We start from the raw sequence: 24,012 nt of genomic DNA, 5'->3' as shown, positions 1-24,012 counted from the left end.
TGCTTCAAGCGTACGCGACGCCGCATGGCCGAAGTCTTGTCCCGGTGCCGTTGGTCAAGTCGTGAACGCGTGCGATCAGGGACGCCGGAGGAGGCGGCGATGGCGGATCTCGAACAGGCCTGGCGCGTGGAGGAGGCCTGCCTCAACGCGTGGCCGAGCCCACGCGAGCTCCTGGTGCACGGCTACCTCCTGCGCGCTGCCGGAGGCCGCTCGAAGCGGCAGAATTCCGTGAATCCCATGCGCGGGAGCGGCGCGCCCGGGCCGGCCATCGCGGCCGCGCGCGCGATCTACGAACGTCTCGGACAGCGCCCGATCTTCCGCGTGCCGGCCATCGCCCCACAGATGGAGCCGCTCCTGGCCGGCGGGGATTACGCCGTGGTCGACGAGACCTGCACGCTGTTCCGCCGTCTCGACGACCTGACGACCGCGCCCGATCCGGACGTTGCGGTCGCCGCGGCGCCCGGGCCGGACTGGCTGGCCCTGCGCGACGCGGTGAACCGCGCGGATGACGCGGCCGCACGGGTGTTCCGCGACACCGTCGCCGCCCTCGCCCTGCCGCGGGCCTTCGCGGCGGCCGCGGCCGAGGGCGGCATCGGCGCCATCGCCTTCGGGGTTCTAGACCGCGAGTTGATGATCATCGAGGCNAGGGCGCGTCCGAGGGCGCGCAGGTCAGCGCGGTCGCGGTCGATCCGGCGCCCGACAGCCCCCCGGCCGCGGGCCGACAGGTCGGCCACCGTGGCGATCAGGTCGGCGCGGACCGGCACCGCCATCTCGGCGGCGCCCGTCGGGGTCGGCGCGCGGCGGTCCGAGACGTAGTCGATCAGCGTGGTGTCGGTCTCGTGCCCCACCGCCGAGATCAGCGGGATCGCGCTCGCGAAGGCGGCGCGGACGACGCACTCCTCGTTGAAGGCCCAGAGATCCTCGATCGATCCGCCGCCGCGGGCCACGATGAGCACGTCCGGGCGCGGGATCGCCCCCCCGTCCGGAAGGGCGTTGAAGCCGCGGATCGCGGCCGCGACCTCCTCGGCCGCGCCGTCGCCCTGGACCCGCACCGGCCAAACCAGGACCGGGCGGGGAAATCGGTCCTCCAGCCGGTGGAGGATGTCGCGGATCACCGCGCCGGTCGGGGAGGTCACGACGCCGACGACCCGCGGCAGGTAGGGGATCGGCCGCTTGTGGTCCGGCGCGAAGAGGCCCTCGGCGGCGAGCTGCTTCTTGCGCTCCTCCAGGAGCGCCATCCAGGCGCCGAGCCCCGCGGGCTCCAGGCTCTCGATGACGATCTGGTACGACGACTTGCCCGCGAAGGTCGTGATCCGGCCGGTGGCGACGACCTCCAGCCCCTCCTGAGGCCGCTGGCGCAGGCGGCCGAACACGCCCTTCCAGACCACAGCGTCGATCCGCGCCTGCCCGTCCTTGAGGGAGAAGTAGGCGTGGCCCGAGCCGTGCTGGCCGCGATAGCCCGAGATCTCCCCGCGCAGGCGCACGTGCCCGAAGACGTCCTCGAGGGTGCGCTTCAGGGCGCCCGCGAGCTCACCCACCGACCATTCCGGCTGGTTGGCGTTGAGCACGCTGGTCGGCGGGATGTCCGCCGCTTGCTGGGCTGCGGGGCGCGGGGGCGGCACGAGGGGCATGGCCGGACGCTAGGGGGGTCCGGCGGGACAGTCAAAGGCTCGCCGCGGAGACGGGGGCGTCCGGCGGGCGCCCCCCCGGCGGCGCGCCCCGCGCTGTGTCCTGGCCGCGACAGCGCCGCCTACTCCACGGCGAGCTCGCGCGGCCGGTCGGAGATCGCCACCGGCGGGACCAGCAGCGACAGGAGCAGGGTCAGCACCGCCACGGCGAAGACCGTCCAGAACGTGCCGTGCAGCGCGTGCTGCAGGCCGCCGCGGATCGCCTCACCGCCGGCCCCGAGGCTCCCCGGATCGTCGAGCAGGCGGCGCAGCTGATCGGAATTCACGGCCGGGCCGCTCGACGGGTTCGCGAGCCGGTAGTTCAGCACGGCCCCGAGGACGGTCGCGCCGAGGGTCGAGCCGAGATTGCGCGAGAAGATGTTCGAGGCCGTCGCCGCGCCGCGCTGCGCCCAGGCGACGCTGTCCTGGATGATCACGATGGCGGCCGTGGACAGGAAGCCCATGCCCAGCCCCATCACAACGGAGCCGCAGGCCGCCACCACCGGGGAGGTGTCCGATCCGAGCATCACGAAGGCGACCGCGCCGAGGGGCAGGAGCGTTGCGCCGACCAGCAGGATCGGGCGCAGGCCGAACCGCACGAAGCTGCGCGCCGCCGTGGTGGCGCCGATCGGCCAGCCGAGCACCATCAGGGTCAGGGTCAGGCCGGCGATGAGGGGCGATTGTCGCAGCACGCCCTGCACGTACATTGGCAGGAACGCCGTGAGCCCGATCACCGTCATGCCGGAGAGCAGCGTCGCGGTGTTGGCCGTCGCGATGGGGCGCTGCATCCACAGGCGGATGTCGAGCATCGGGTCCGGCGCGCGCCGCTCCTGGACGACGAACAGGATCGCGGCCACCACGAAGGCGAGCGCCGGCCACAGGGCGGCCTCGGCGGATTCGCCCGCCGCGGTCAGCGCGATCATCAGCGCCGCGATGGCGGCGGTGAACAGGGCCGCGCCGATCGCGTCGATCTGGCGGCTGCGCCGCTCGACCCCCTCGTGGAGGAAGCGCAGGAACAGGGCGGCCGCGATCACGCCGATCGGCAGGTTGATCCAGAAGATCCAGGGCCAGCTCAGGTGGCCGATGATCAGGCCGCCGACCAGCGGACCCGCCACCGACGAGATGCCCCAGACGCTGGCGAGATAGCCCTGGACCCGGCCGCGTTCCCGCGCCGCGTACAGGTCGCCGACGACGGTCAGGCTCACCGGCTGGATCGCCCCGGCGCCGACACCCTGGATGAGGCGGAACAGGATCAGCGAGGGCATCGACCACGCGAGCCCGCACAGGAGGGAGCCCGCGAGGAACACCGCGATCCCGAACAGCAGCACCGGCCGGCGCCCGTACAGGTCCGAGAGCTTGCCGAACACCACCGTGGTGGCCGTCTGGGTCAGCAGGAAGGAGGCGAACACCCAGGCGTAGAGGTGGAGGTCGCCGAGCTGGCCGGCGATCTGCGGCATCGCCGTCGAGACGATCGTCGCCTCGATAGCGATCATGAACATCGCCGCCATCACCGCGGCGAGGACCAGCGGGCGGCGCGTCTCTGGAGGCGTGGGCATCGCGCCGGTCTAGGCCCGCCGCAGCTGCCCACCTAGCGTTGAACACGGCAACCGCGCTCGAAGCGGCGAGATCCGTGCGCGAGCGCACATCCGCGCGGCGCCGGACCCGCTGCGGACGCATGGATGACGCGCCGCGATGCAGCCAGTGCATACATTATGCGCAACGCGCCGGTCGGGCCGATCAGGCTTCGGAATCGGCATCGAGGTCGCGACCGCGCGTCTCGGGCAGCAGGAAGGCGGCGATCGTGCCGACGAGGCTGAACGCGGCGAGGTAGTAGGCCGGCGCGAGCCGGTCCCCGGTCGCGGCGATCAGCCAGTTCACCACGTAGTTGGTGCTGCCGCCGAACACCGAGACCGAGACCGCGTAGACGATCGACAACCCGGCGCTGCGCACCGCCCGGGGCAGGGCCTCGGGGATGCCGACGATCACGGCCGCCGCGTTGATGGACGACAGGGCCGAGAGCAGGAAGGTCACCGCGTAGACGCTGGCGGCGCTCGGCGCTTGCACCACCCAGGCGAAGGCTGGGACCGCCAGGACCAGGATCAGCGCCCGCGGCCAGATCATCACCGGTCGCCGTCCGTACCGGTCGGCCAGCCAACCGCCGAGCAGCGGGAAGATCACCGAGGCGAGGCCGAGGGCGATCGGCACGGCCGTGGCGGCGGTCTCGCTCAGGCCGAGGGTCGCGCCGGCGAAGACCGGCATGTTGGTGCCGACCGCGTTCGACACGGTCGAAGCGGCGATGACCAGGAAGGTCAGGCCCAGCAGGCGGCCGTGCTCGCGCAGGAGCCGGCCGACCACCGCCATCGTCGAGGCCGCCGCGTGCGGATCCTCCTCGGCGCCGGCCGTCTCGGGCAGGTGGCTGCGGATGACGAGGCCGACCGGCACGACGCACAGGCCGAGGGCGAACATCAGCCGCCAGCCCCACTGCGCCATCGCCTGATCGCCGACCGCGAGCGCCAGGGCGGTCGCGATGATCCCGGCGAACAGGGCCGCGCAGCCCTGGCTGGCGATCTGCCAGCTCGTCACGAAGCCGCGCCGGTCCGGGGGTGCGGCCTCCAACAGGAAGGCCGTCGAGGGACCGACCTCGCCGCCGAGGGCGAGGCCCTGCACGAGGCGGCCGGCGATGACGATGACCTGCGCCCAGCCGCCGATGGTCGCGTAGGAGGGACAGGCGGCCAGCATGAGCATGCCGACGGCCATCAGCGCGATGGTGATCAGCATCGCGGGCTTGCGGCCGGCACGGTCCGCGAAGGCACCGATCAGCACGCCGCCGATGGGCCGCATGACGTAGCCGATGCCGAACAGGGCGAGCGATGCCAGCAGGCTGTGGGTCGGGTCGTTCGCCGGGAAGAAGGCCTCGCCGATCGGCTTGGCGAAGAAGGCGTAGACGGTGAAGTCGTAGAATTCGAGGGCGTTGCCCAGGACGACGGCCCCGACCGACTTGCGGTCGAGAGTCGAATGATGCGCGCCGGGATGCGGTGCGGTCCGGGCGTCCATCAGCGGGCCGATCCGTCGACCGGGTGCTTGGCGAGGCCGCCGGTCACGGGATCCTCGCCCGCTGCCAGAGCCTCCTCGTAGCCGGACAGCCAGAGCGCGCGCGCTTCCGTCCCCTCCGCGTAGGGGCAGGCTTCCCGCGCCAGACCCTTGGCGGGCGCGGCCCGGCCGAGGGCGCGGGCATCGAGGTCGTTCGGTGGCGTATGCATGCGGGCGCAGCTCCGTTCCGGGGGGCTGCGGCGCGATGTAGGGCACGGAACGCGCCCGTCGCCGATATGTCAGTGCCGCGTCGGATCTTCGTCCGCGGGCAGCGCCACGGCCTCGCTGAAGGGGAATTCCAGCACGACCTCGCCGTCGTCATCCGTCACCACGAGGCACGCGGCCATCAACCGGGCCTGGTCCCGCGGTTGGCGGAGCGCGGCGCGGATCGTTTCCCGCGCCGCCGCCCAGGCCGCGTCAGGATCCCGCAGCTCGATCCCGGTCGGGTCGGAGATGACGTCCGCGCCGATCTGCGTGTGGAAGAAGTAGCGCGGCATGGCCATCACCGGTTGCAGGGGTGCCGCTCCGGGGCGGAGCGATCCGCTACAGGTGGTGACGGGCGCGTGCCGGACCAGACCGCGGCGCGTTTCACGCCACCGCGGCGGCTCTCAGCCGTTCGCGACCCGGGCATCCGGCGCGGATGGGACCGGGCGCAACGCCCGCACCTGGCCGCTGGCGGCACCCGCGCGGTGCTGCTTCTCCATCGCCATGAGCGGCCGCAGCTCGGGCTCGGCGAAATCCAGGAGCTTGGCGTTGCGCCAGCGCGGCTTGCCGGCCCCCCGGCCGAACCAGCGGGGGCGCTCCTCCTCGACCAGGAGCACCAGCCGCCCCGTCCAGGTCTTCCGGAACCAGAAACGCCCCGTCAGAGACATCGTCCCATCCTCGCCGTCGAGCCGCCCCCGGTCTGGCCGCCTCAATAGCGAACTTGGCTGTTCGCGTACTGATTGAAGACGTGGAGGAACCGGCGCGCCACCGATATCCACAGCCCAGCCCGACGATCTCGCGGAACTCAGCGCACCATGTGGCGGACCGACAGCGCCAGGACGACGAGCCAGACGAGAGCCGAGAGACCGAGCACGAAGCCGCGGAGGATCGCCGTCTCGAGCGCGGCGTGCGCGGAGCGCGGCTCCGGCGGCCGCACGCCGTCCTTCCGCAGGGGCGACGGGCGCGCCCGGACCGGGCGCTGCTCGGGCACGGCGAGCAGGCGCGTGAGGCTGTCGGGAAGCGGTCTCGGATCGGGCTGCACGGCAGCGCAGAGCCTAGCGGGTCACGGGCCCGCGCGACAAGCCGCGCGCGGTGCTGCGGGTCGATCACCGAGTCGGGCAGCCACGGCGCACCGATTTGTCGCGCACAGGCCCCATGGTACAGCTCGCAGCCGGGGAAGCCAGTCAGCCCGTCGGTCCGCGCCCATGTCCCTGCCACCTGTGCTGATCACCGGCGTCGCCGGCTTCATCGGGAACCAGCTCGCCCTCCGCCTCCTCGAGGCCGGCCAACCGGTCGTCGGCCTGGACAGCGTCAACGCCTACTACGACGTGCGGCTGAAGGAAGCCCGGCTGCAGCGCCTCGCGGGCTTTCCGGGCTACAGCTTCGCGCGCCTCGACCTCGCCGACCGGGACGCGCTCGACGCGCTGTTCCGCCGCCACGCCTTCCGGACGGTGATCCACCTCGCGGCCCAGGCCGGCGTTCGCTACTCGCTCACCGATCCGCACGCCTACGCGGCGAGCAACCTCGTCGGCTTCCTGAACATCCTCGAGGCCTGCCGCCACGGCGGCGTTGGGCACCTGCTCTACGCCTCCTCCAGTTCCGTCTACGGCGGCGTCACCGCGATGCCGTTCTCGGTGCACCAGAACGTCGACCACCCGCTCAGCCTCTACGCCGCGACCAAGAAGGCGAACGAGCTGATGGCGCACAGCTACAGCCACCTCTACGGCCTGCCGACCACGGGCCTGCGATTCTTCACCGTCTACGGTCCCTGGGGCCGGCCCGACATGGCGCTGTACCTGTTCACCCGCGCCATCCTGGCGGGCGAGCCGATCCGCGTGTTCAACGAGGGACGGATGCTCCGGGACTTCACCTACATCGACGACATCGTCGCGGGGATCCGCGCGCTGGCCGAGCGGCCGGCCGCGCCAGACCCCGCGTGGTCCGGCGCGGCGCCGGATCCCGGCACCAGTTCCGCGCCCTACCGGATCTACAACATCGGCAACAGCGAGCCGGTGGCGCTCCTGGAGATGATCGCGCTCCTGGAGGACGCTCTCGGCCGCAAGGCGGAGAAGATCCTTCTGCCGATGCAGCCGGGCGACGTTCCGGCGACCTACGCCGACATCGACGACCTCGCGCGGGACGCCGGCTTCCGGCCCGCGACACCGCTGAAGGCGGGGATCGGGCACTTCGTCGACTGGTATCGGACCTATCACGGCGTCTGAGAGAGCGGCGCCGCGGGCGGTCCACGGAGCCAATCCGATCACGCGGTGTTGAGGGAGGCGGCGACCTGGAACGGCCGCAGATCGGCCCGCGCGTGGCGGCAAGCCCAGACTAGGCCGTTGCGCGCGCCGGGCGGATTCATTTAGAGCTGTTCCAGGCAGGCAAGCTCTGCCCGCATCGCTGCCGCAGCGGCGGCCAACAGGAGGAAATCCATGCGTTCACTCGTTTTCGGCGCCGTCCTTGCCGTTGTCATGCCTCTCGCGGCGCAGGCCCAGGAGGCCGGCGACGCCGCCGCCGGCGAGAAGGCGTTCGCCCCCTGCAAGGCGTGCCACAATTTCCAGAAGAACGGCGTGGGCCCCGACCTGAAGGGCGTCGTCGGCCGCAAGGCGGGCACCTACGAGGGCTACAACTACTCCGCCGCCCTGAAGAACTCCGGCATCACCTGGGACGAGGCCAACCTGCACGAGTGGCTGAAGAACCCGAAGGCGAAGGTGCCCGGCACCAAGATGATCTTCCAGGGTTACCCGGACGACAAGAAGATCAACGACGTGATCGCCTATCTCAAGACGCAGTCCTGAGACGCACCGATCAGCACGAACCGGGAGCGGCCACCCGGCCGCTCCCGGGCCACCGGCCGCGCACCCTAGTCGGGCATGAGGCCGGCCTGCAGGCTCAACCTGAGCGTGACGAGATCGTGGAGCAGGTCCTTGCGCCCCTGGACGTCGAGCCCGGTCATGCCGCCCGCCTCGTCGGGCAGGCAGGCGAGTTCGTCGCGCAGGGCCTCGCCCGCGGCGGTGAGGAAGATGCTGACCTGGCGCTCGTCGACCCGGTCGCGGGCGCGGCGCACCCGCCCGGACGCTTCGAGTCGCTTCAGGAGCGGCGTCAGCGTCCCCGAGTCCAGGAACAGGCGGTTCCCGATCTCCTTCACCGACAATCCGTCCTGCTCCCACAAAACCAGCAGGACGAGGTACTGGGGATAGGTCAGTTCGTGGCGCCCCAGGAGGTTGCGGTAGGCGCGGCCGAAGGCGTGCGCGGCGGCGTAGACCGCGAAGCAGAGCTGGTTGTCGAGTCGCTGCCGCTCCTGCTGGGAAAGCTGGTCGGCACGCGTTTGACCCGCCCGATCCGACTTGGTGCCGATCTGCGAGGCCGTGGGGCCTGACATAGGAAAACTCTCTCTGGTAAAGGCTGGCTCGCGTACCGGTATGGCGAGGGGCTACTCTTAGGCAGTTCGCTAAACCTATACAATTGGGGCGATCCACCAGGAGTTGCCACGCGTTCCGCGCGGAATCGCTAGCGATCCATCAACGGATGCAGATCGCGGACCATCGCCTTCAGGCGCTCGTCGAGCACGTGCGTGTAGATCTGCGTGGTCGAGATATCGGCATGGCCGAGCAGCTCTTGGACGATGCGCAGGTCGGCGCCGTTCTGCAGGAGATGACTGGCGAAGGCGTGGCGGAGCACGTGGGGGCTCACGCGGTCCGGATGGAGGCCCGCCGCCGCGGCGAGCGCCTTCAGATCGCGGGCGAAGGCCTGCCGGGTGAGATAGCCGCTGTCGCTGTCGGCCGGAAACAGCCACGGGGAGTCCGCGGGCACGGCCGGAAGATGCGCCGCCATCGCGGTGCGCGCCGCGTCCGTCAGGGGCACCAGGCGCTCGCGTCCGCCCTTGCCCTTGACGATGAGGTAGCGCTCCCGGCTCGACCCCGCCGCGCGGGGCAGCGCGACCAGCTCCGAGACGCGCAGGCCCGTGGCGTAGAGCAGCTCGAGCAGGCACACCATCCGGCGCGCCCGCCGGGCCGGTCCCGGGGGCTGGTCGGCGCCGGCGGCCGCCTGCGCCGCGGAGAGCAGCCGGTCGACCTCCGCGATGGACAGCACCTTGGGGAGCGCGCGCCCGCGGCGCGGACCGGACACCGCGACGCTCGGATCACTCTCCGCGCCGCCCTCGGCGTAGAGGAATTTGTGGAAACCGCGCACGCAGGACAGGCGCCGCGCCGCCGACGACGCCTTCAGGCCCCGCATCTCCATGTCGATCAGGAATGCCCGGAGCGTGCCGGCATCCACGTCGCCGAGCGCCGTGCCCGTGCGCGCCAGATAGGCGAGGTAATCGTCCAGGTCCCGCCGGTAGGCGCTCACGGTGTTGAGGCCGGCACCGCGCTCGGCGGCCAGCATGTCGAGATACTCGGCGACCTCGGGGCGGGGGGCCCGGGCGGCGTCGCCGCCGCTCTCCGCCCCGCTCAACGGTTGCCCGGCTGCAGCTTCGAGGCGGGGATGGTCACGCTCATCTCCCGCGGCGTCGGCTGCACGAAATTCGCGAGCGCGAACATGGCGGCGTAGACCAGACCTGCCAGGATCGCGATGGTGGCAAAGAAACGGAACAGGGTCGGCACGTCGGTCGAACCTCGGGCAGACGGGCGCTGGCGGCAGGAAGGGGGCGGGCGAAAGCCTTCTCCGAGCCGCCGCCAGTGCCCGGGTTCGACCACGTGAACGAGGCGCTGACAAGGCCCGCGACGACACAGCGATGCGTTTCGCAGGCCGCTTGAATCGCGCTAAGAGCCTGCCTGAGGATGCGAGGCTGCCCGGCGACAAGCGCCCGGGGGGCCGGTGAGGGGGCGGGGACGCCACACGGATGCGATGCAGGAGTCGATGCAGGAGGCCATGAGCGGGGAGGAGGCGGGGGAACCGATCGAGGCGCGTCTTCGCCGCGCGCTCGGCCTGCGCTCGATCGTGCTCGTCGGCCTCATGGGAGCGGGCAAGAGCACCGTCGGCCGGCGTCTGGCGAGCCGCCTCGGGCTGATCTTCAAGGATGCCGATATCGAGATCGAGGCCGCGGCCGGCCTGACGATCCCCGACATCTTCGCGATCTACGGAGAGCCGAGCTTCCGCGACGGCGAGGAGCGGGTGATCTCGCGCCTGCTGCGGGCCGGCCCGCTGGTCCTGGCGACGGGCGGCGGCGCCTACCTGCGCGAGGCGACCCGCGCGCGCATCGCGGAATCGGCGGTCTCGGTCTGGCTGAAGGCCGATCTGGACGTGCTGATGCGACGCGTGCGCAAGCGCGGCAACCGCCCGCTGCTTCAGACCGAGGATCCGGAGGCGACGATGCGCGACCTGATGGCCGTGCGCCACCCGGTCTACGCCGCGGCCGACGTGATGGTCATTTCCCGGGAGGTGTCGCACGACCGGGTCGTCCAGGACGTGCTGGAGGCGCTGGACGCCCATCTCAGCGGCGAAGGCTCTATCCCGGTGGCCGCCCAGTGAGACTCGAGCAAACCCAGTCATGACTCAGCCCCGTCCGGACCTGCTGACCGTCCACGTGCCCCTCGACGCCGGCCGCGCCTACGACATCCAGATCGGGCGCGGGCTGATCGACACGGCCGGCGCCGCCGTCGCCGCGCTCGGGGGCCGCCGGGCGGCGATCGTGACGGACGCGACGGTGGGCGCGCTCTACGCCGCGCGGCTGCGGACCAGCCTGGAGCGCGCCGGCCTTCAGGCTGGCGTGGTCACCGTGGCGCCGGGCGAGGCCTCCAAATCGTACGCGGGCTACGCGGAGGTCTGCGACGGGCTGCTGGCCCTGAAGGTCGAGCGCGGCGACCTCGTCGTGGCGCTGGGCGGCGGCGTGGTCGGCGACCTCGCCGGCTTCGCGGCCGCCACTTTGCGGCGCGGTGTGCGCTTCGTGCAGGTGCCCACGAGCCTTCTCGCGCAGGTCGATTCCTCGGTCGGCGGCAAGACCGGCATCAACGCGCCGCTGGGCAAGAACCTGATCGGCGCGTTCCACCAGCCGCGCCTCGTCCTAGCCGACACGGCCGCCCTCGACACCCTGTCCGAGCGCGAGATGCGCGCCGGCTACGCCGAGGTCGCCAAGTACGGGCTGATCGCCGATCCGGGCTTCTTCGACTGGTGCGAGGCAAACTGGCGCGGGATCTTCGCCGGCGGTCCGGAGCGCGAGCAGGCGGTCGCGTCCTGTTGCCGGGCCAAGGCCGCGGTGGTCACTCGCGACGAGCGGGAAGACGGCGAGCGGGCGCTGCTCAATCTCGGCCACACCTTCGGCCACGCCCTGGAACGCCTGACCGGGTACGATTCCGCCCGATTGGTCCACGGCGAGGGCGTGGCGATCGGGATGGCCCTGGCCTTCCGCTTCTCGGCCCGCCTCGGGCTCTGTGCCGGGCAGGATGCCGGCCGCGTCGCCAACCACCTCGCGCTCGCCGGCCTGCCGACCCGTCTGCAGGCCGTCCCGGGCGGATGCGGCGACGTCGAGGCGCTCCTCGACGCGATGACCCAGGACAAGAAGGTCCGCGACGGCGCGCTGACCTTCATCCTCGCCCGGGGGATCGGCCAGAGCTTCATCGCTCCAGGCGTGGACCGGGTCGAGGTGGCGGCGTTCCTGCGGGATGAATTGGCGTCGGACCGGGCCGCCTGACGCCCGCGACGGCGGCTGTGGCCTTGCCTAACGCAGGCCGGGCCGCTATGAGCCTGCACGTCCGGCGCCGGTCACCGCGCGTCGCTGACGGTCCTGTCGGGGCCAGGGCCGCAATAGCTCAGCTGGTAGAGCACCTCATTCGTAATGAGGGGGTCGGGGGTTCGAATCCCTCTTGCGGCACCATACAATTCCCTCCTTTCTCAGGAAGCGCGTCAGCATTGTTCGGCTGGCCTGCTGCCTGTTCGGCGGGTACCATTCTGAACTCATGGGGCTCAGTTTTCGAACTCGACAGGGCTGAGATAGCCCAGTGTTGAGTGCCGCCGCACCGGGTCGAGGAAGCGCTCGATGTGATCGAAAACGTCCGGCGGGCTTCGTCCCGGAAGCGGTACGTCCACCGGGTTGTGCGCTCGGTCTTCAGTGACGAGAAGCCTCTCTCGATCGCCGCGTAGTCCCACACGTTGCGCGACCGGCTCAACGGACAGGTCAGACCGTGCATGGCCATCAGGCGCTGGCATGCCTCACTCGTATCTCGCGAACCGTGATCCGCGTGATGCAGCAAAGCATCCGGCTCGCCTCGGCGCCAGATCGCCATGACGAGCGCATCCGTGACGCGTTGCGCCGTCATGCTGGCCTGCATCGCCGAGCCTACGACGCGGTATGAATCACCTCCGGCGTCACCATCGCGGCCGGATCGGTTATCCGTGAAATCGGAAGCAGCCCAACTGCCGAGGGGCGCGGAGCCTGATGATGGTCGGTCAGGCAGCGCTGAGTTCTTCGGGTTCCATCACTTTGGTTGAGGGGCCGGAATGGTCTGCTCTGCCATCGATGATCTCGATCATGCGGACCTGATCGCGCCCGCCGCGCTTCGCCTCGTAGAGCGCAGCGTCCGCGAGGCTCAGCCACTCCGCCTGCGTCGCGACGAACTGGCGGTCGGCATACAGAAGCCCCACACTCACTGTCACGATGCCGAGGGGACTCAGCTCATGAGGCAGCGCCAGAGCTGCGATCGAGCGCCGGCAACAGCGAGCGACCTCCAGCGCGCGGGCCTTGTCGACCCCGACCAAGACGATCGCGAATTCTTCTCCCCCTACCCGGAAGGCGATCCCGCCGGCGGCCGCTGCACACAGCTCCAGCTCCGCGCCGACGGCTTTCAACACGCGGTCCCCGGCCGGATGGCCGGAATGGTCGTTGAAAGCCTTGAAGCGATCCACATCGATCAGCGCGAGCGCGAACCGCGCACGTGATGTGGCACGCTCCAGCTCAGCGAGCCTCTGATCGAAGTGGCGGCGATTGGGGATACCCGTCAACGCGTCCGTCAGCGCGAGGGCCGCGAGTTCTGCCTCCGCGGCCGCCCTCCGCCGCAACTCGCTGCGCAGCAGTTGGAGAAGGCACAGCAGGGCCAAAGCGAGTGTGCCGACAATCAAGACGATCGCTGTTGCTCGGGCGTGCCACGCCGAAGCGATCGTGCTGAGTGGGACCGAGACGACGACGTGCATCGGGAGCGTCCCCACCCGATGAGCCAGGTGCAGGGCTTCCGCACCCGCGAGGGGCGCGATGAGGCTGATATGTTCGGCCTTCGCGATCGCCGCGAGCGTCCGCCTATCGAGAGCATCGGCGGCGGGGTATTGGACGGGTATCTGTCCGTCTCCGTTCGATTGGCTATCATCGAACAATACGGTGATCTTGAGGTTGAGATTGCGATTGAGACGAGCGAACACCGCCTCGAAATACGCGAGCTCGATCGCTCCGACGACGACGCCGGCAAACGTTCCGTCCGCGTAGGCGAAACGCCGACTCAATGGGATCATCTCACGACCGCTGACGCGCGTGCGCCATGGTCGACCGACATACAGGCCGGCGTCTCGGCCGCGCTGGACCTGAAAATAGACGCGATCGGCACCGTTCAGCCGACGCGGTACCAGGGAGCCGGAGTCGATGAACGCGTCGCCCTGCGCGTCGAGGACGAAGATTGCCCCGTACCCTGAGGCCGTCGCCGCTCGGTCGAACAGGGCGAGGTGCCGAACTTGTGGCGAAACGCCCTCGAGGATCGGGTCGCGCAGACGATCCGCCACGGCTTGCAGCGACAGGTCGTAGAGTTCGAAATCGCGCGTCAACGTACGCGTCAGACTGTCCAGCAATGTCTCGGCGCCGATATTGGCCTGCTGCCAAGCCGTCTTGCGCAGTCCCGCGACGGCCAGGCCCGCGCATCCGCACAGCACGACGGTCACGGCCACGCCGGCCGCGATCAGGAGGCGCGGCGAGGGGGCGCGAACGATCTTCTGGCGGGCAAACGGCATCGCGCCTCATACTCTCGGAACCGAGGCAACAACATAGGTTGTCGGATCTTAAAGCGCCCCTACCGTGTCGTCGGAGTTACATTCCGGCGCGTCGAGCTGCACGGACTACAAGTACCTTCGCGGTTGTATCGAGGCGTCGAGATCGAGCACCGGGCGCAACCCCTCAGAGCGCAGCCTCGGGTGTGGGCGGGAATGGGAAACCGCGGAGGCTGGTCGCGATGGCGACTTTGGACCTGCCTGTGTCCCGGGCATGGTTGTAGCGCCGGGTAGGCCGTGAAGCTGCTGCCCGGATCCGGCAGCGCCAGCAGCGGGGGATGGACCTCGCCGGGAGGCTGTCGGATCGTTCGAGGGCGCGAGACGGTGACCGCGGCTCCTTCCGCAGTCGATCCCGGGAAGCCACCGGCACGCTCAGGCACGAACAGACATCCGGCCATCACACGCTCGATTAAACTCTCTCGTCGTACCACCGAGGCAGCCTGATGGCTTCAGCGGGGACACGTCGTGCTGCAGGGGAAGATATCGAGCTCGCAGCGCGAGGCACGTCGCCAACAGGCGCTGAGCGAGATCGCTCTCCTCGACACGCCGCCCGAGCGCGAGTTCGACGCCCTCGCCAAGCTCGCACAACGCATGCTCGGCACTGGCATGTCCTCGATCACTCTGATCGACCCAGAGCGCCAGTGGTTCAAGGCGCGATGCGGCCCGCTGGCGGCCGAGACACCGCGTGCCCAGGCGTTCTGCCCCGTCGTGTTCGAGACTGAGGCTCCGCTGATTGTGGCGGATGCCAAGCGCGACCATCGCTTCGCGGACAGCCCCTTCGTCACGAGTGCGCCGCACATCCGCTACTACGCGGGCGTGCCGGTACGCGTCCGGCAGGCAGACGGCGACAAGATCACGATCGGTACGCTGTGCGTCCTCGATGAACAGCCCCGCGAGCCGACGGCGACCGACCTGGAGGTGCTCGCGGAGCTGGCCTGCCTCGCGGAAGCCCTGATCGAGGCTCGCGCCGGAGCCCTGCGGGCGGCCGAGACTGCCGAAGAGCGCCGGGTCGCCGTCGAAGGCCTGGAGCGTGAGCGACGCCAGTTCAAGCAGGCGGAGCGCATGGCCGACATGGGATCGTACCGCTACGACATCGAGCGCCAGTCCACCTCCTGGTCGGACGGGGTGTTCGCCATCCATGAGCTGCCCGTCAGCGGCGGTGTACCGACTGGCGAGATCATGAATTTCTTCCCCGAGCCCGATCGCGCCCTCTTTCGCGTCGCGGTCATGCGCGTGCTGGATACCGGCGAGCCCTTCGAGATGGATGCCGCCTTCGTGACAGCCAAGGGCAACGCCCGACGCGTTCGCTGCTCCTGCGAGATCGAGTTGGCCAGGGGTAAGCCCGTCGCCCTCATCGGTCTGATCCAGGATATCACCGAACGGCACGGCTTGGAGGAGCGCCTTCGCCGGCAGGCCCGCACCGATGACCTGACGCAACTGGCCAACCGAGCCGAGTTTCACCGGGTTCTCGACGCGCGGCTGCGGGAAGCGCGGGCTTCGGACATCGACGTGGCCGTCCTCGTGATCGACCTCGACGGCTTCAAGGGCGTGAACGATCGCCTCGGACACGCGGCCGGCGACGACGTTCTGCGTCGCGTGGCCGAGCGGTTGCGCGCACCCCGCTACGCCGGGTGCCTTCCGGCGCGGCTGGGCGGCGACGAGTTCGCGATCCTGGCACCGGCCGCGTGCGATGGTGAGCGCCTGAAGGCGATGGTGAAGTGCCTCTTGCACGACCTCGAGATCGTCGTATCCGCGCAGGAGCAGATCACGCGCGTGACAGGCACGGTTGGCCTCGCGTGGTCCCGAGAAGCCAGACAAGATCGGGACCTGCTTCTGCGCCACGCTGATGCGGCACTCTATGCCGCGAAGCGTGCGCAGAAGGGCACGGCTCGAACCTACTCGGCCGATGCGGAGCGGCCGACGGTGCGGGCTCGCGGTGCGTAGGCTCTCGCCATGGCGCCCAGGACCACGCCTGTGATGCAGATCGGCCGCGATCGGGCTGGCTGCAGGGCGCGACCGAGAGGCGTTGCGCTCTCTGACGCCGCTGTCTTCGAGCGCAGGCGTCGGCCCATCAGGCGTTCTGATTCGATCCCGCCGGGTCTCGGGCAGGTGGCACAGAGCCGTCGCTCTGGGTCCGTGCGCCCGCGTCGAGCAGTGCTTGGACGCGGTCAGGATGCCTGGGTACGCCCAGCAACCGGGCCAACCCGTCGGCGACCCCCCGACGGACCGCATCCTCGAGCGTGTGGTCGTCGCTGCCCTTCACAACAGTAAAGCTCATACTGACGGCCCTACGCATTTCCCATTCAGGTTAAATTAACCCATTGTCAGCGGTTCCATACGGCCCGCTGCCTGAGGCTTGTGGATGAGCCGGCCGCTCGACCGTCGAGGGTATTCGCGAAGGCCTGGGCCCGCGCGGCTCCAGATGGCACCGACCAACACCGCGTTGACCGCGGCGAACCGGTACGGCGCCCGGACTATCTCCAGCCTCTCCGTCCGCGGAGATCGATCCGCACGAGGCGTTCCTGCGGGGCCCGGTCGACGCGAGGGGCGACAGAACCTGGGACGAGATCGGCGTCCGGCTGCGGGCCGAGCACGATCGGACGGTCGGGCTGGGCAGCTGAGGAGCTTACTCGACGCGCCCGACCGCACGTTCAAATAGGACAGCGCGCGTCGCCGAGCAGAAGCGATCGGACGTGAGGGCTCAGCGAGGCGTGGTTCAACATGGCCCGGGCGTTCACCGCGCGGCGAGCGGCTGCGGTCGCCCGCGATGCGCGGCCATTGGAAGACCGCGACCTTCGTGGCGGCCTTACGCCTGTCCAGGATCGCCGCCCCCGTTCGCGCTGAGCACCACGCCGAGATTGCCTGCCGAGCGCCAGACGACGCGCGCGTTGATGCGCTCCGCGGTCTGCGGGATCTCCAGCATGAACGTCTCGGGAAGACCGAAGACGCTGTTCACGCGAAGCTGCGCTCCGCCCGGCGATCGATCCAGGACCCTGCAGCCCACCGCACGGCCGAAATTCGGCACGATGCGTCCGGTCAGATCCGTCTCGATACGCGGGCGGGCACGTCTCTCATGGGGCATGTCAGGGCGCTCAACTCTCTGTCTCGCGCCGAGACTATCGCGCCTGTCGCCGCAGACAGTCTGATAGCGCACGTCGCCCGAGATCATCCCGCCGATCCCCTGTTCGAGATGAGGCACAGGACAGGCACCGCGCGTCCGGTCGCGGAAGCACCGCGCCGGCGCGGTTCAGTGCCGACCGAGTCACGTCGGCGACGTCGTCGCGGCGCCGGCCGGTCAGCGGCCGCAGCCCGACCTTGCCCAGCGGTTCCCGCTTCGATCGCCCGAGCGCGTTCCGGATCTGGACGCCCCACACGCGCGAGGCGTCCTCGATCACGCGCAACCCGAACCCGGATCGATCGTCATCGGCCGCCACGATCCTGTCGCTTCCGGCGGAGCGCTGTACGGCGGCAGCGCCCGATCCGTGAGGCGCATGGCCGATCCGGCCAGCACGGAGTCAGCGGATAGACGGCGCTGCGTCGCGATCCGGTCCACTTGGTCGGCAGATGCCGGTTTCCCCCCTCGCAGCGCGGCTCTTTCCAGACCGGCGAGCGGCGCCGTCAAACAGCGACGTTCATACCCCCGTGTCCGCAATGAGGGGGTCGGGGATGCGCATCTCTCTGCGGCACCGCTGCCCTCGACGACGCGATCCTCCTGCGGAGAGCCTCGGCGCGGCCGGACCTCCGTCCGACGGACCGTGCCGGTACGAGGTCGCGGAGCCCCATTTCGAGGTCGCGCGGCACCCTCATGCCATGGCCAGCACGGCCGCGATCGCCGCCACGCCGACCGCGAGCCAAGCGCCGTAATCGCCGATCAGACCACTGTGGAGCACCTCCAGCGCGCGGGTCGGCGCCGATTGCGAGGCGCTGACCGGCCGGACCACCAGCGCCGGCAGGTGCCTCCGGAACAGGCCGTAGCCCGCACCGGCCAGGGCGGCCGCGACCGAGCCCCAGGGGAGCCAGCCCGGTCCCTCCGCCAGCGCGTGCGCGGCCGGCCGGTGCATGAAGGCCGCCGCCGCCCGCGGGAGGGCGTGCTCGATCAGGCCCGCCGCCACCACGGCGTCGGCCAGGCTGTCGAGCGCCGCCTCGGGGTCCTGGTCGTCGACGCCGATCCGGCACTTCACCGTCACCGGCACGGGGACCGCGGCCTTCATGGCGGCGACGCAGTCGCCGACCAGGGCCGGCTCGCGCATCAGGCAGGCGCCGAAGCGGCCCTCCTGCACCCGGTCCGAGGGGCAGCCGACGTTGNGACGGCGCCGGCCGCCAGCGCGATCCCGTGCCCCCGCTGCGCCAGCGCGCCCTGGACGAGGCGCGTGCCCTGGTCGAGCACGCCGAGGGGCAGGCCGCAGAGCAGCAGCCCGGCGAGGGCCATGGCGATTCCGGCCGGCCAGATCGCCCGCCCGAGGCCGCGCAGGGCGATCTCGTCGATGCTGGCCTGGGTGGCGAGCAGGATGCCGGCGATCATGAACAGGGCGCCCTTCACCAGCCCGTGGCCCACCACGTAGACGAGCATCCCGCCGGTCCCGTCGACCGAGAGGGCGCCGAGGCCGGTGAGCATGATCCCGGCATGCGAGATGGTCGAGAAGGCGAGCATCCGCTTGAGGTGCCGCTGCAGCAGCGCCATCCAGCCGCCCAGGAGGGCGGTGAAGCTGCCCAGGCCGATGAGCAGCCCCGGCAGAGCGTGCTGAACCTGATCGGAGCCGCCGAAGACGACGGCGCTGACCTTGGCCAGGCCGAACAGGCCGAGCGAGACCATCGACCCGGAGAAGATCACCGAGACCGGGCTCGGCGCCACCGCGTGGGCGTCGGCGAGCCAGAACTGGAACGGCACGATCGCGCCCTTGATCATCAGGGCGGCCGCCACGAGGCAGAACGCCCCGGCCACGACCGGATCCCGGCCGCCCCGCGCCACCGCGGCCGCGATGCCCTCGAAGTCGAGCGTGCCGGTCTGGGCGTAGATCAGGCCGATGCCGCCGAGCATCAGGAAGCCCGCGAGGCTGTTCACAACCGTGAAGTTGATGGCGCCCGCCAGCGACGATTCCGCCAAGTGGTAGGCCGTCAGCGCGAAGGCCGCGACGCTCATCACCTCGAACCACACGAACAGGTTGAACATGTCGCGGGTGAAGCAGAACCCGACCATGGCGGCCAGGAACAGCAGCATCAGGATGTGGAAGTGGCCATGGGTGCGGTCGAAGAAGCCCCAGGCGAACACGAAGGTCAGGGCGTAGAGCAGACCGATGAAGGCCGCGACCCAGCCGCTGGCCTCGTCCACCGAGAAGCCGATGCCGAGATGGACGCCGTCGCGCGGCTCCCAGCCGCCGAACCAGTAGACCAGCGGCCCGTCGGCGGCGTGGCTGGCGATGATGCCGCACAGCACCGCGACGGTGAGCGCCGCCAGCGTCGCCAGGATGTCGGGGAGGCGGCCGGGCAGGACGTGCGCGGTCGCCAGCATCGCGGCGCAGACCACGAGCGGGATGGCGACGGGCAGGGGCAGGAGGGCGGCCGGGATGACGGTCACGGGGCGCTCCGCCCCGCGTCGCGCGCGCGGCTGGTTCCGGCGTCGCGCCCGGACCGGCCTCCCGCGCGCATCGGCCGGAGCTTCTCCGGGTCCAGGCTGCCGCCGCGCTTGTAGGCCTGGATGGTCAGGACGAGGAGGAGGGCGGTGAGCGTCGCGCCGACCACGATGTCGGTGAGCACCAGCGCCTGCATGACCGGGTCCACGGCGGGTGTTCCCGGCGGATGGTCGTAGAAGATCGGCGCGATGCTGCCCCAGCGATAGCCGAGGCCGAGCAGGAGCACGTAGGTCGCCGACTGGCACACGCCGAGGCAGCCCACGAGGTGGATGAAGTTGCGGCTCGTGGCGATGCCGTAGAGGCCGATCCCGAACAGCCACGCGGCGACCGCGTAGGGCAGAACACTGGTGACCGCACTCACGCGGATTCCTCCCCCGGCTCGTCGGGCGCGTCGGCCTCGCGGGTCTCCTCCATGAATTCCAGGAAGAGCTGCGTGAAGCCGCCCGTCACCGCCAGGGCGACGCCGAGATTCTCGATGAGCATCAGGCCGCCCGAGAAGAGGTCGCGAAAGGTGCCGAGCGGCAGGATGTTCTGCATGAAGGCGGCGCCGGTCAGCATCGGGGCGAGCCCGCACAGGGCGAAGAGCAGCGCGCCGCCGCCCTCCAGGGCGTCGAGCCAGTGGCTGCGGATGGCGTCGCGCCAGCCGGCATAGCCCTCGCCGAGGTAGATCAGCAGGGTCCCGGAGGCGAGGATGACGCCGCCCTGGAAGCCGCCGCCCGGCGTGACGGTCGCGTGCAGCACGACGTAGAGGCCGAACAGCGCGGTGAGCGGGCCGGCGACCCGGCAGGCGAGCACGACGGCCTCGGAGCGCGGGATCACGGCGCGGCCGGGCCTGCGCATGGCGCGCTCGGAGTTGCCCTCGCCACGCCGCCCGCGCAGGAGCACCACCGTCCCGGTGATCGCGGCGAGCAGCATGAACTCCTCGCCGAGGGTGTCGAGGCCGCGCAGGTCGAAGTTGATGGCACTCACCATGTTGGCGACGTGCCGGGCCTCCGGGACGATCGCGTTGATGCGCGCGCCGTACTGGGCGATCGTCGATCCGAAGGGCGGCAGGCCGGCGATCACCGCGGCCGCGCAGGGGAGGAGGACGAGGCCCGCGAGGGCCAGGAGCGCGACTCGGGCGCGCGGACTCACGATTTCTCCTCGGGCGGCTGGGTCCGCACGGCCATCAGGGCCACGAGGAAGAGGAGCGGCACCGCCGCCGAACCCACCGCCAGCTCCGAGAGCGCGACGTCGGGGGCCTGGAGGGCGTCGAACAGGATCGCCAGGACGAGCCCGTTGACCGCGATGGCGAAGACCTGCCGGGCGGGGTCGCGGACCAGGACGACGGCGGAGCCGGAGATCGCGGTGAAGAGGAAGAGCAGCGGCAGGATGACCGTCATGCCGAGCGGCCCTCGCGCATCAGCACGGCCCGGCCCGAGACGTGCGACAGCACCGCCGCCCAGGCGAGGAACACCACCATCATCACCAGGATCTTGAGCGAGCGCCCGGAGACGCCGTCGGCCAGGAAGGCCGCCACCGTGACGAGGATCGCGGCCGCGACGTTCAGGAACGCGAGAGCGTGCATCCGGTCGAGCGCCCGGGGGAGACGCCAGAGGGCGAGGGCCGCGAGCCACGCGCAGGCCACGGCGAGGGCAAGGACCGAGCCGATCGCGACGCTCATATCCAACGCTCCAGGAAGACCGCGAGCAGCATGGTGCCGGGCAGGTTCAGCAGGACCAGGGTGAGGGCGAGATCGGTGATCGACGCCTGGTCGGTGGCGAAGGCCATGAGCGTCAGGATCAGGACCGTGACGCTGCCGGCGAGCTGGCACGCGGGTTTCGAGGCCGGCGCGGAGGATTTCCTGCCGGTGACGCCCCGCCCGACCCTCGCGGAAGGCGCCTCGATCGCCCAGCCGGTCCGCGGCCGGGAGGTGCTGGCGGCGCTCCGCCGCTCCGGCGGCGGCACCGTGGCGGTCTCCGAGGAGGGACCCGGCCCGGGTCTACCGCGCCTCCGACGCCATCTGCGCGGCGCTCCAGGTGATCAACCACCTTCAGGATTGCGGCAAGGATTTCGCCGCGCTCGACCGCGTCTACCTCCCGCAGGATTGCCTCGACCGTCACGGCGCCACCGTGGCGATGCTCGGCGAGCCGAAGGCCATCCCCTCGTTCACACTCAGGGAGCCGGCGAAGACCATGTAGGTGACGGCGAGCACGACCCAGATCGCGGCACCGTCCCGCCGCGAACGCTTCCGGATCCCGCCGATCGGTCCTGCCTGCGTCGATCCTGCCCGCATCGATCCTGACCGGCGCGCCCCGCGGAAGCGTGACCATGCGCATGTCCGACCAAACGTGGCCGCATGTGTCGGCGTTCCCGGAACCCGGGGACACGCTTCCGTGTAGGGCGATGAAGGGTGGGCGCGCGCATGAGAGCTGAGATCCTCACTATCCGCTTCGTCCACGAGGGCTGGAGCCGCTTCGGGATCGCGCGGGTGCGCCTCGCCGACGGCACAATCGTCGAGCGCGCGATCGAGGATCACGGCGACTCGGTCGGAATCCTGCCCTACGATCCGGAGCGGAAGGTCGCGACGCTCGTGCGCGAGTTGCGCGTGCCGCCGCTGTTCGCGACGGGCGAGCAGGTCCAGCTGGAGGCCCCGGCCGGCCTGATCGACGCCGGCAGTCCGGAGGAGAATGTCCGCCGGGAGGCGCTGGAGGAGGTGGGCCTGCGCCTGCGGGCGCTCGAATTCGTCGGTGCGACCTATTCCTGCGCCAGTCTGTCCACCGAGAAGATCCACCTCTACCTCGCGCCGTACGGCCCGACGGATCGCGTCGAGGCGGGCGGCGGGGTCGAGGGCGAGCACGAGAACATCCGGGTGGTCGAGATGCCGCTGGCCGAGCTCGCCGACCGCGCCGACAGCGCCGCGCTCACCGACCTGAAGACGCTCACCCTGGTCCTGGCGCTCCGCGCGCGCCATCCGGAGCTGTTCGCGCCGTGAGACGCCGCCGCGCGCTCGCCCGCGGGCTGCTGACCGCGCTGGTGCTCGTCGGCGTCGCGTGGGTCGCCTTCCACCTGCGCTGAGCGGGGCCCGGGCGGCCCCCGTCCGGAAGAGTCCGCCGCGTCGAAGAACTCGCGCCCTGTCTTGATCGCCGGCCGCGGCGGGCCCATCGTCCGGGCCACACACGGGAGGTCACCGGATGACGCGCGCCTGCATCGTGGGCTGGGCCCACACCCCCTTCGGCAAGCTCGAGGAGCCCGATGTCGAGGGGTTGATCGCCCGGGTCTCGGGGGAGGCGCTGGCCCATGCCGGCGTCGAGGAATCGCAGGTCGACGGCATCTACGTGGGCTCGATGAACACCGGCTTCTCGAAGCAGGGCTTCGAGGGCTCGCTGGTGGCGGTGAACCGGCCGGGCCTCGCCCACGCGCCGGCGACCCACCTGGAGAACGCCTGCGCCACCGGGTCGGCGGCGCTCTACGCGGCTCTCGACTTCGTCGACAGCGGCCGCGGGCGCGTGGCCCTGGTGATCGGCGCCGAGAAGATGACGGCCAAGACCGTCGCCGAGACCGGCGACATCCTGCTGGGCGCCTCCTACCGCAAGGAGGAGGCCGACATCGAGGGCGGTTTCGCGGGCGTGTTCGGGCGGATCGCGGCGGGCTACTTCCAGCGCTACGGCGACCGCAGCGAGGATCTGGCCCGCATCGCCGCCAAGAACCACCGCAACGGCGTCGGCAACCCCTACGCGCAGCTGCGCAAGGATCTCGGCTTCGACTTCTGCAACCGGGTCTCGGAGAAGAACCCCTACGTGGCCGCCCCCCTGCGGCGCACGGATTGCTCGCTGATCTCGGACGGGGCGGCGGCCCTGGTGGTGGCCGATGCCGAGACTGCCGAGGGCCTGGAGCGGGCGATCGGCTTCCGCGCCCGGGCGCACGTCAACGACATCCTGCCCCTGTCCCGCCGCGACCCGGCGGAGTTCAAGGGCGCGCGGTTGGCCTGGGAGAAGGCGCGGGCCCAGGCCGGGATCGCCAACGAGGACCTCTCCTTCGTGGAGACCCACGACTGCTTCACCATCGCCGAGCTGATCGAGTACGAGGCGATGGGCCTCGCCGCGCCGGGCGAGGGGTTTCGCGTGGTGCGCGAGGGGCTCGCCGAGAAGGGCGGCCGGCTGCCGATCAACCCGTCCGGCGGGCTGAAGGCCAAGGGCCATCCCGTCGGCGCTACCGGCGTATCCATGCACGTCATGGCCTGCCTCCAGCTCATGGGCGAGGCCGGCGAGATGCAGGTGCCCGGGGCGGAGCTCGCCGGGATCTTCAACATGGGCGGCGCGGCGGTGGCCAACTACGTCTCGATCCTGGAGCGGCGGCGCTGAGGCCATCCCGGTCGCGACCCCTCTCTGCCCGTCGCGGCCGTCCTCGCGAGCGGCGCGCAGCGATCCAGCGGCGCCAGGATAGTCGAGATCGCGCGGCTCTGGGTCGCTTCGCTG

The 24,012-nt window shown here is 70.8% G+C and carries 25 protein-coding genes, 1 tRNA gene and 5 pseudogenes; 11 read left to right on the top strand and 20 right to left on the bottom strand.

The features are described 5' to 3' along the window. Positions 1-24 precede the first annotated feature (24 nt). Positions 25-483: pseudogene (locus MMR14E_RS29270) on the top strand (GNAT family N-acetyltransferase, cg3035/Rv0428c family); the annotation flags it as partial. Here MMR14E_RS29270 and xseA read toward each other — a convergent pair. From xseA to MMR14E_RS14050, 7 genes are all read right to left on the bottom strand, one after another. Beyond that, the gene (xseA, locus tag MMR14E_RS14080) at positions 369-1,631 is read right to left on the bottom strand and encodes an exodeoxyribonuclease VII large subunit (RefSeq protein WP_331315117.1); all 1,263 of its coding nucleotides are present in this window, start codon (positions 1,629-1,631) and stop codon (positions 369-371) included. The pseudogene MMR14E_RS29270 and the gene xseA sit on opposite strands and share 115 nt — an antisense overlap. Before the next feature lie 119 nt (positions 1,632-1,750). Then, positions 1,751-3,223, bottom strand: a complete 1,473-nt coding sequence (locus MMR14E_RS14075) for an MDR family MFS transporter (protein ID WP_331315116.1) — start codon at positions 3,221-3,223, stop codon at positions 1,751-1,753. Positions 3,224-3,404: 181 nt separating this feature from the next. Beyond that, positions 3,405-4,721 (bottom strand): MFS transporter, encoded by a 1,317-nt coding sequence (locus tag MMR14E_RS14070; protein ID WP_331315115.1) that lies wholly within the window; start codon positions 4,719-4,721, stop codon positions 3,405-3,407. Further along, positions 4,721-4,927 (bottom strand): ribosome modulation factor, encoded by a 207-nt coding sequence (locus MMR14E_RS14065; RefSeq protein ID WP_331315114.1) that lies wholly within the window; start codon positions 4,925-4,927, stop codon positions 4,721-4,723. The genes MMR14E_RS14070 and MMR14E_RS14065 overlap by 1 nt, the downstream gene beginning before the upstream one ends. A 69-nt stretch (positions 4,928-4,996) precedes the next feature. Continuing rightward, on the bottom strand, positions 4,997-5,254 hold the full coding sequence (locus MMR14E_RS14060; protein ID WP_331315113.1) for a DUF6894 family protein: 258 nt from the start codon (positions 5,252-5,254) through the stop codon (positions 4,997-4,999). Positions 5,255-5,365: 111 nt separating this feature from the next. Continuing rightward, on the bottom strand, positions 5,366-5,629 hold the full coding sequence (locus MMR14E_RS14055) for a hypothetical protein (protein WP_331315112.1): 264 nt from the start codon (positions 5,627-5,629) through the stop codon (positions 5,366-5,368). A gap of 137 nt (positions 5,630-5,766) precedes the next feature. Next, positions 5,767-6,003 (bottom strand): hypothetical protein, encoded by a 237-nt coding sequence (locus tag MMR14E_RS14050; RefSeq protein ID WP_331315111.1) that lies wholly within the window; start codon positions 6,001-6,003, stop codon positions 5,767-5,769. A 163-nt stretch (positions 6,004-6,166) separates the two neighbouring features. On the opposite strand from MMR14E_RS14050, the gene MMR14E_RS14045 reads away from it, so the two are divergent. After that, positions 6,167-7,183 carry an NAD-dependent epimerase gene (locus tag MMR14E_RS14045; protein ID WP_331315109.1) on the top strand — a complete coding sequence of 339 codons (1,017 nt, stop codon included), beginning with the start codon at positions 6,167-6,169 and terminating at the stop codon, positions 7,181-7,183. 210 nt (positions 7,184-7,393) lie between these two features. Then, positions 7,394-7,759 (top strand): c-type cytochrome, encoded by a 366-nt coding sequence (locus tag MMR14E_RS14040; RefSeq protein WP_024831013.1) that lies wholly within the window; start codon positions 7,394-7,396, stop codon positions 7,757-7,759. Between the two features lie 65 nt (positions 7,760-7,824). Here MMR14E_RS14040 and MMR14E_RS14035 read toward each other — a convergent pair whose 3' ends face one another. The 3 genes from MMR14E_RS14035 to MMR14E_RS14025 form a co-directional block, all read right to left on the bottom strand. After that, positions 7,825-8,343, bottom strand: coding sequence for a MarR family winged helix-turn-helix transcriptional regulator (locus MMR14E_RS14035; protein ID WP_331315107.1), 519 nt, complete (start codon positions 8,341-8,343; stop codon positions 7,825-7,827). 128 nt (positions 8,344-8,471) lie between these two features. Continuing rightward, positions 8,472-9,416 carry a tyrosine recombinase gene (locus MMR14E_RS14030; protein WP_331315106.1) on the bottom strand — a complete coding sequence of 315 codons (945 nt, stop codon included), beginning with the start codon at positions 9,414-9,416 and terminating at the stop codon, positions 8,472-8,474. Further along, on the bottom strand, positions 9,413-9,565 hold the full coding sequence (locus MMR14E_RS14025; RefSeq protein ID WP_331290066.1) for a histidine kinase: 153 nt from the start codon (positions 9,563-9,565) through the stop codon (positions 9,413-9,415). The genes MMR14E_RS14030 and MMR14E_RS14025 overlap by 4 nt, the downstream gene beginning before the upstream one ends. 244 nt (positions 9,566-9,809) lie before the next feature. Here MMR14E_RS14025 and MMR14E_RS14020 point away from each other — a divergent pair, with 244 nt between their 5' ends. The 3 genes from MMR14E_RS14020 (at position 9,810) to MMR14E_RS14010 (ending at position 11,775) form a co-directional block, all read left to right on the top strand. Then, the gene (locus tag MMR14E_RS14020) at positions 9,810-10,433 is read left to right on the top strand and encodes a shikimate kinase (protein ID WP_020093428.1); all 624 of its coding nucleotides are present in this window, start codon (positions 9,810-9,812) and stop codon (positions 10,431-10,433) included. 19 nt (positions 10,434-10,452) lie between these two features. Beyond that, the gene (gene aroB, locus MMR14E_RS14015) at positions 10,453-11,592 is read left to right on the top strand and encodes a 3-dehydroquinate synthase (RefSeq protein WP_331315105.1); all 1,140 of its coding nucleotides are present in this window, start codon (positions 10,453-10,455) and stop codon (positions 11,590-11,592) included. 107 nt (positions 11,593-11,699) lie between these two features. Next, a tRNA-Thr gene (locus MMR14E_RS14010) sits at positions 11,700-11,775 on the top strand. 89 nt (positions 11,776-11,864) lie between these two features. On the opposite strand, the pseudogene MMR14E_RS14005 reads toward MMR14E_RS14010, so the two are convergent. Continuing rightward, positions 11,865-12,253 (bottom strand): annotated as a pseudogene (locus tag MMR14E_RS14005) (IS3 family transposase); the annotation flags it as partial. A gap of 94 nt (positions 12,254-12,347) precedes the next feature. Beyond that, complete coding sequence (locus MMR14E_RS14000) at positions 12,348-13,889, bottom strand: diguanylate cyclase (RefSeq protein WP_331315104.1); 1,542 nt, start codon at positions 13,887-13,889, stop codon at positions 12,348-12,350. Between the two features lie 516 nt (positions 13,890-14,405). Here MMR14E_RS14000 and MMR14E_RS13995 point away from each other — a divergent pair. Beyond that, the gene (locus MMR14E_RS13995) at positions 14,406-15,869 is read left to right on the top strand and encodes a diguanylate cyclase domain-containing protein (RefSeq protein WP_331315258.1); all 1,464 of its coding nucleotides are present in this window, start codon (positions 14,406-14,408) and stop codon (positions 15,867-15,869) included. 548 nt (positions 15,870-16,417) lie between these two features. After that, positions 16,418-16,758, top strand: a pseudogene (locus tag MMR14E_RS29265) (IS630 family transposase); the annotation flags it as partial. Here MMR14E_RS29265 and MMR14E_RS13985 read toward each other — a convergent pair. The 8 genes and pseudogenes from MMR14E_RS13985 to MMR14E_RS13950 form a co-directional block, all read right to left on the bottom strand. After that, complete coding sequence (locus MMR14E_RS13985; protein ID WP_331315257.1) at positions 16,732-17,007, bottom strand: PilZ domain-containing protein; 276 nt, start codon at positions 17,005-17,007, stop codon at positions 16,732-16,734. The pseudogene MMR14E_RS29265 and the gene MMR14E_RS13985 overlap by 27 nt on opposite strands. A 1,003-nt stretch (positions 17,008-18,010) precedes the next feature. Continuing rightward, positions 18,011-18,232: pseudogene (locus tag MMR14E_RS13980) on the bottom strand (tRNA-dihydrouridine synthase); the annotation flags it as partial. Beyond that, a complete protein-coding gene (locus MMR14E_RS13975; protein WP_331315255.1) occupies positions 18,175-19,065 on the bottom strand; it encodes a complex I subunit 5 family protein in 891 nt (296 codons plus the stop codon). The gene MMR14E_RS13975 and the pseudogene MMR14E_RS13980, both read right to left, overlap by 58 nt. 431 nt (positions 19,066-19,496) lie before the next feature. Continuing rightward, positions 19,497-19,916 carry a cation:proton antiporter subunit C gene (locus MMR14E_RS13970; RefSeq protein WP_331315102.1) on the bottom strand — a complete coding sequence of 140 codons (420 nt, stop codon included), beginning with the start codon at positions 19,914-19,916 and terminating at the stop codon, positions 19,497-19,499. Then, on the bottom strand, positions 19,913-20,689 hold the full coding sequence (locus tag MMR14E_RS13965; RefSeq protein WP_331315100.1) for an MnhB domain-containing protein: 777 nt from the start codon (positions 20,687-20,689) through the stop codon (positions 19,913-19,915). Before MMR14E_RS13965 ends, MMR14E_RS13970 begins: the two co-directional genes overlap by 4 nt. Continuing rightward, positions 20,686-20,937: a DUF4040 domain-containing protein gene (locus tag MMR14E_RS13960; protein WP_331315099.1), complete on the bottom strand. Its 252-nt coding sequence runs from the start codon at positions 20,935-20,937 to the stop codon at positions 20,686-20,688. Before MMR14E_RS13960 ends, MMR14E_RS13965 begins: the two co-directional genes overlap by 4 nt. Beyond that, positions 20,934-21,218, bottom strand: coding sequence for a monovalent cation/H(+) antiporter subunit G (locus MMR14E_RS13955; RefSeq protein ID WP_331315098.1), 285 nt, complete (start codon positions 21,216-21,218; stop codon positions 20,934-20,936). The genes MMR14E_RS13960 and MMR14E_RS13955 overlap by 4 nt, the downstream gene beginning before the upstream one ends. After that, a complete protein-coding gene (locus MMR14E_RS13950) occupies positions 21,215-21,502 on the bottom strand; it encodes a hypothetical protein (RefSeq protein WP_331315097.1) in 288 nt (95 codons plus the stop codon). The genes MMR14E_RS13955 and MMR14E_RS13950 overlap by 4 nt, the downstream gene beginning before the upstream one ends. 20 nt (positions 21,503-21,522) lie before the next feature. Between MMR14E_RS13950 and MMR14E_RS13945 the strand changes: the two are divergent. From MMR14E_RS13945 to MMR14E_RS13935, 3 genes and pseudogenes are all read left to right on the top strand, one after another. Next, positions 21,523-21,726 (top strand): annotated as a pseudogene (locus tag MMR14E_RS13945) (squalene/phytoene synthase family protein); the annotation flags it as partial. Between the two features lie 233 nt (positions 21,727-21,959). After that, on the top strand, positions 21,960-22,529 hold the full coding sequence (locus MMR14E_RS13940) for an NUDIX hydrolase (RefSeq protein ID WP_331315095.1): 570 nt from the start codon (positions 21,960-21,962) through the stop codon (positions 22,527-22,529). A 199-nt stretch (positions 22,530-22,728) separates the two neighbouring features. Next, positions 22,729-23,898 carry an acetyl-CoA acetyltransferase gene (locus tag MMR14E_RS13935; protein WP_331315094.1) on the top strand — a complete coding sequence of 390 codons (1,170 nt, stop codon included), beginning with the start codon at positions 22,729-22,731 and terminating at the stop codon, positions 23,896-23,898. The last annotated feature ends 114 nt before the right edge of the window (positions 23,899-24,012 follow it).

The organism is Methylobacterium mesophilicum (genome assembly GCF_036441335.1).
GTDB classification, from domain to species: Bacteria; Pseudomonadota; Alphaproteobacteria; order Rhizobiales; family Beijerinckiaceae; genus Methylobacterium; species Methylobacterium mesophilicum_B.
The sequence above is the reverse complement of the archived record's forward strand: the minus strand, read 5'-3'. Positions and strand labels throughout refer to the sequence as shown.

What these genes read in the sequence shown, in the direction of transcription:
- MMR14E_RS13955 (WP_331315098.1), bottom strand. Translation starts at nt 21,218, where the DNA reads ATGAGCGTCGCGATCGGCTCGGTCCTTGCCCTCGCCGTGGCCTGCGCG.
- MMR14E_RS14070 (WP_331315115.1), bottom strand. Translation starts at nt 4,721, where the DNA reads ATGGACGCCCGGACCGCACCGCATCCCGGCGCGCATCATTCGACTCTC.
- MMR14E_RS14035 (WP_331315107.1), bottom strand. Translation starts at nt 8,343, where the DNA reads ATGTCAGGCCCCACGGCCTCGCAGATCGGCACCAAGTCGGATCGGGCG.
- MMR14E_RS13985 (WP_331315257.1), bottom strand. Translation starts at nt 17,007, where the DNA reads ATGCCCCATGAGAGACGTGCCCGCCCGCGTATCGAGACGGATCTGACC.
- MMR14E_RS14060 (WP_331315113.1), bottom strand. Translation starts at nt 5,254, where the DNA reads ATGCCGCGCTACTTCTTCCACACGCAGATCGGCGCGGACGTCATCTCC.
- MMR14E_RS14040 (WP_024831013.1), top strand. Translation starts at nt 7,394, where the DNA reads ATGCGTTCACTCGTTTTCGGCGCCGTCCTTGCCGTTGTCATGCCTCTC.
- MMR14E_RS14075 (WP_331315116.1), bottom strand. Translation starts at nt 3,223, where the DNA reads ATGCCCACGCCTCCAGAGACGCGCCGCCCGCTGGTCCTCGCCGCGGTG.
- MMR14E_RS14020 (WP_020093428.1), top strand. Translation starts at nt 9,810, where the DNA reads ATGCAGGAGTCGATGCAGGAGGCCATGAGCGGGGAGGAGGCGGGGGAA.
- MMR14E_RS13940 (WP_331315095.1), top strand. Translation starts at nt 21,960, where the DNA reads ATGAGAGCTGAGATCCTCACTATCCGCTTCGTCCACGAGGGCTGGAGC.
- MMR14E_RS14000 (WP_331315104.1), bottom strand. Translation starts at nt 13,889, where the DNA reads ATGCCGTTTGCCCGCCAGAAGATCGTTCGCGCCCCCTCGCCGCGCCTC.
- MMR14E_RS14045 (WP_331315109.1), top strand. Translation starts at nt 6,167, where the DNA reads ATGTCCCTGCCACCTGTGCTGATCACCGGCGTCGCCGGCTTCATCGGG.
- MMR14E_RS13960 (WP_331315099.1), bottom strand. Translation starts at nt 20,937, where the DNA reads ATGACGGTCATCCTGCCGCTGCTCTTCCTCTTCACCGCGATCTCCGGC.
- MMR14E_RS14055 (WP_331315112.1), bottom strand. Translation starts at nt 5,629, where the DNA reads ATGTCTCTGACGGGGCGTTTCTGGTTCCGGAAGACCTGGACGGGGCGG.
- MMR14E_RS14065 (WP_331315114.1), bottom strand. Translation starts at nt 4,927, where the DNA reads ATGCATACGCCACCGAACGACCTCGATGCCCGCGCCCTCGGCCGGGCC.
- aroB (WP_331315105.1), top strand. Translation starts at nt 10,453, where the DNA reads ATGACTCAGCCCCGTCCGGACCTGCTGACCGTCCACGTGCCCCTCGAC.
- MMR14E_RS13935 (WP_331315094.1), top strand. Translation starts at nt 22,729, where the DNA reads ATGACGCGCGCCTGCATCGTGGGCTGGGCCCACACCCCCTTCGGCAAG.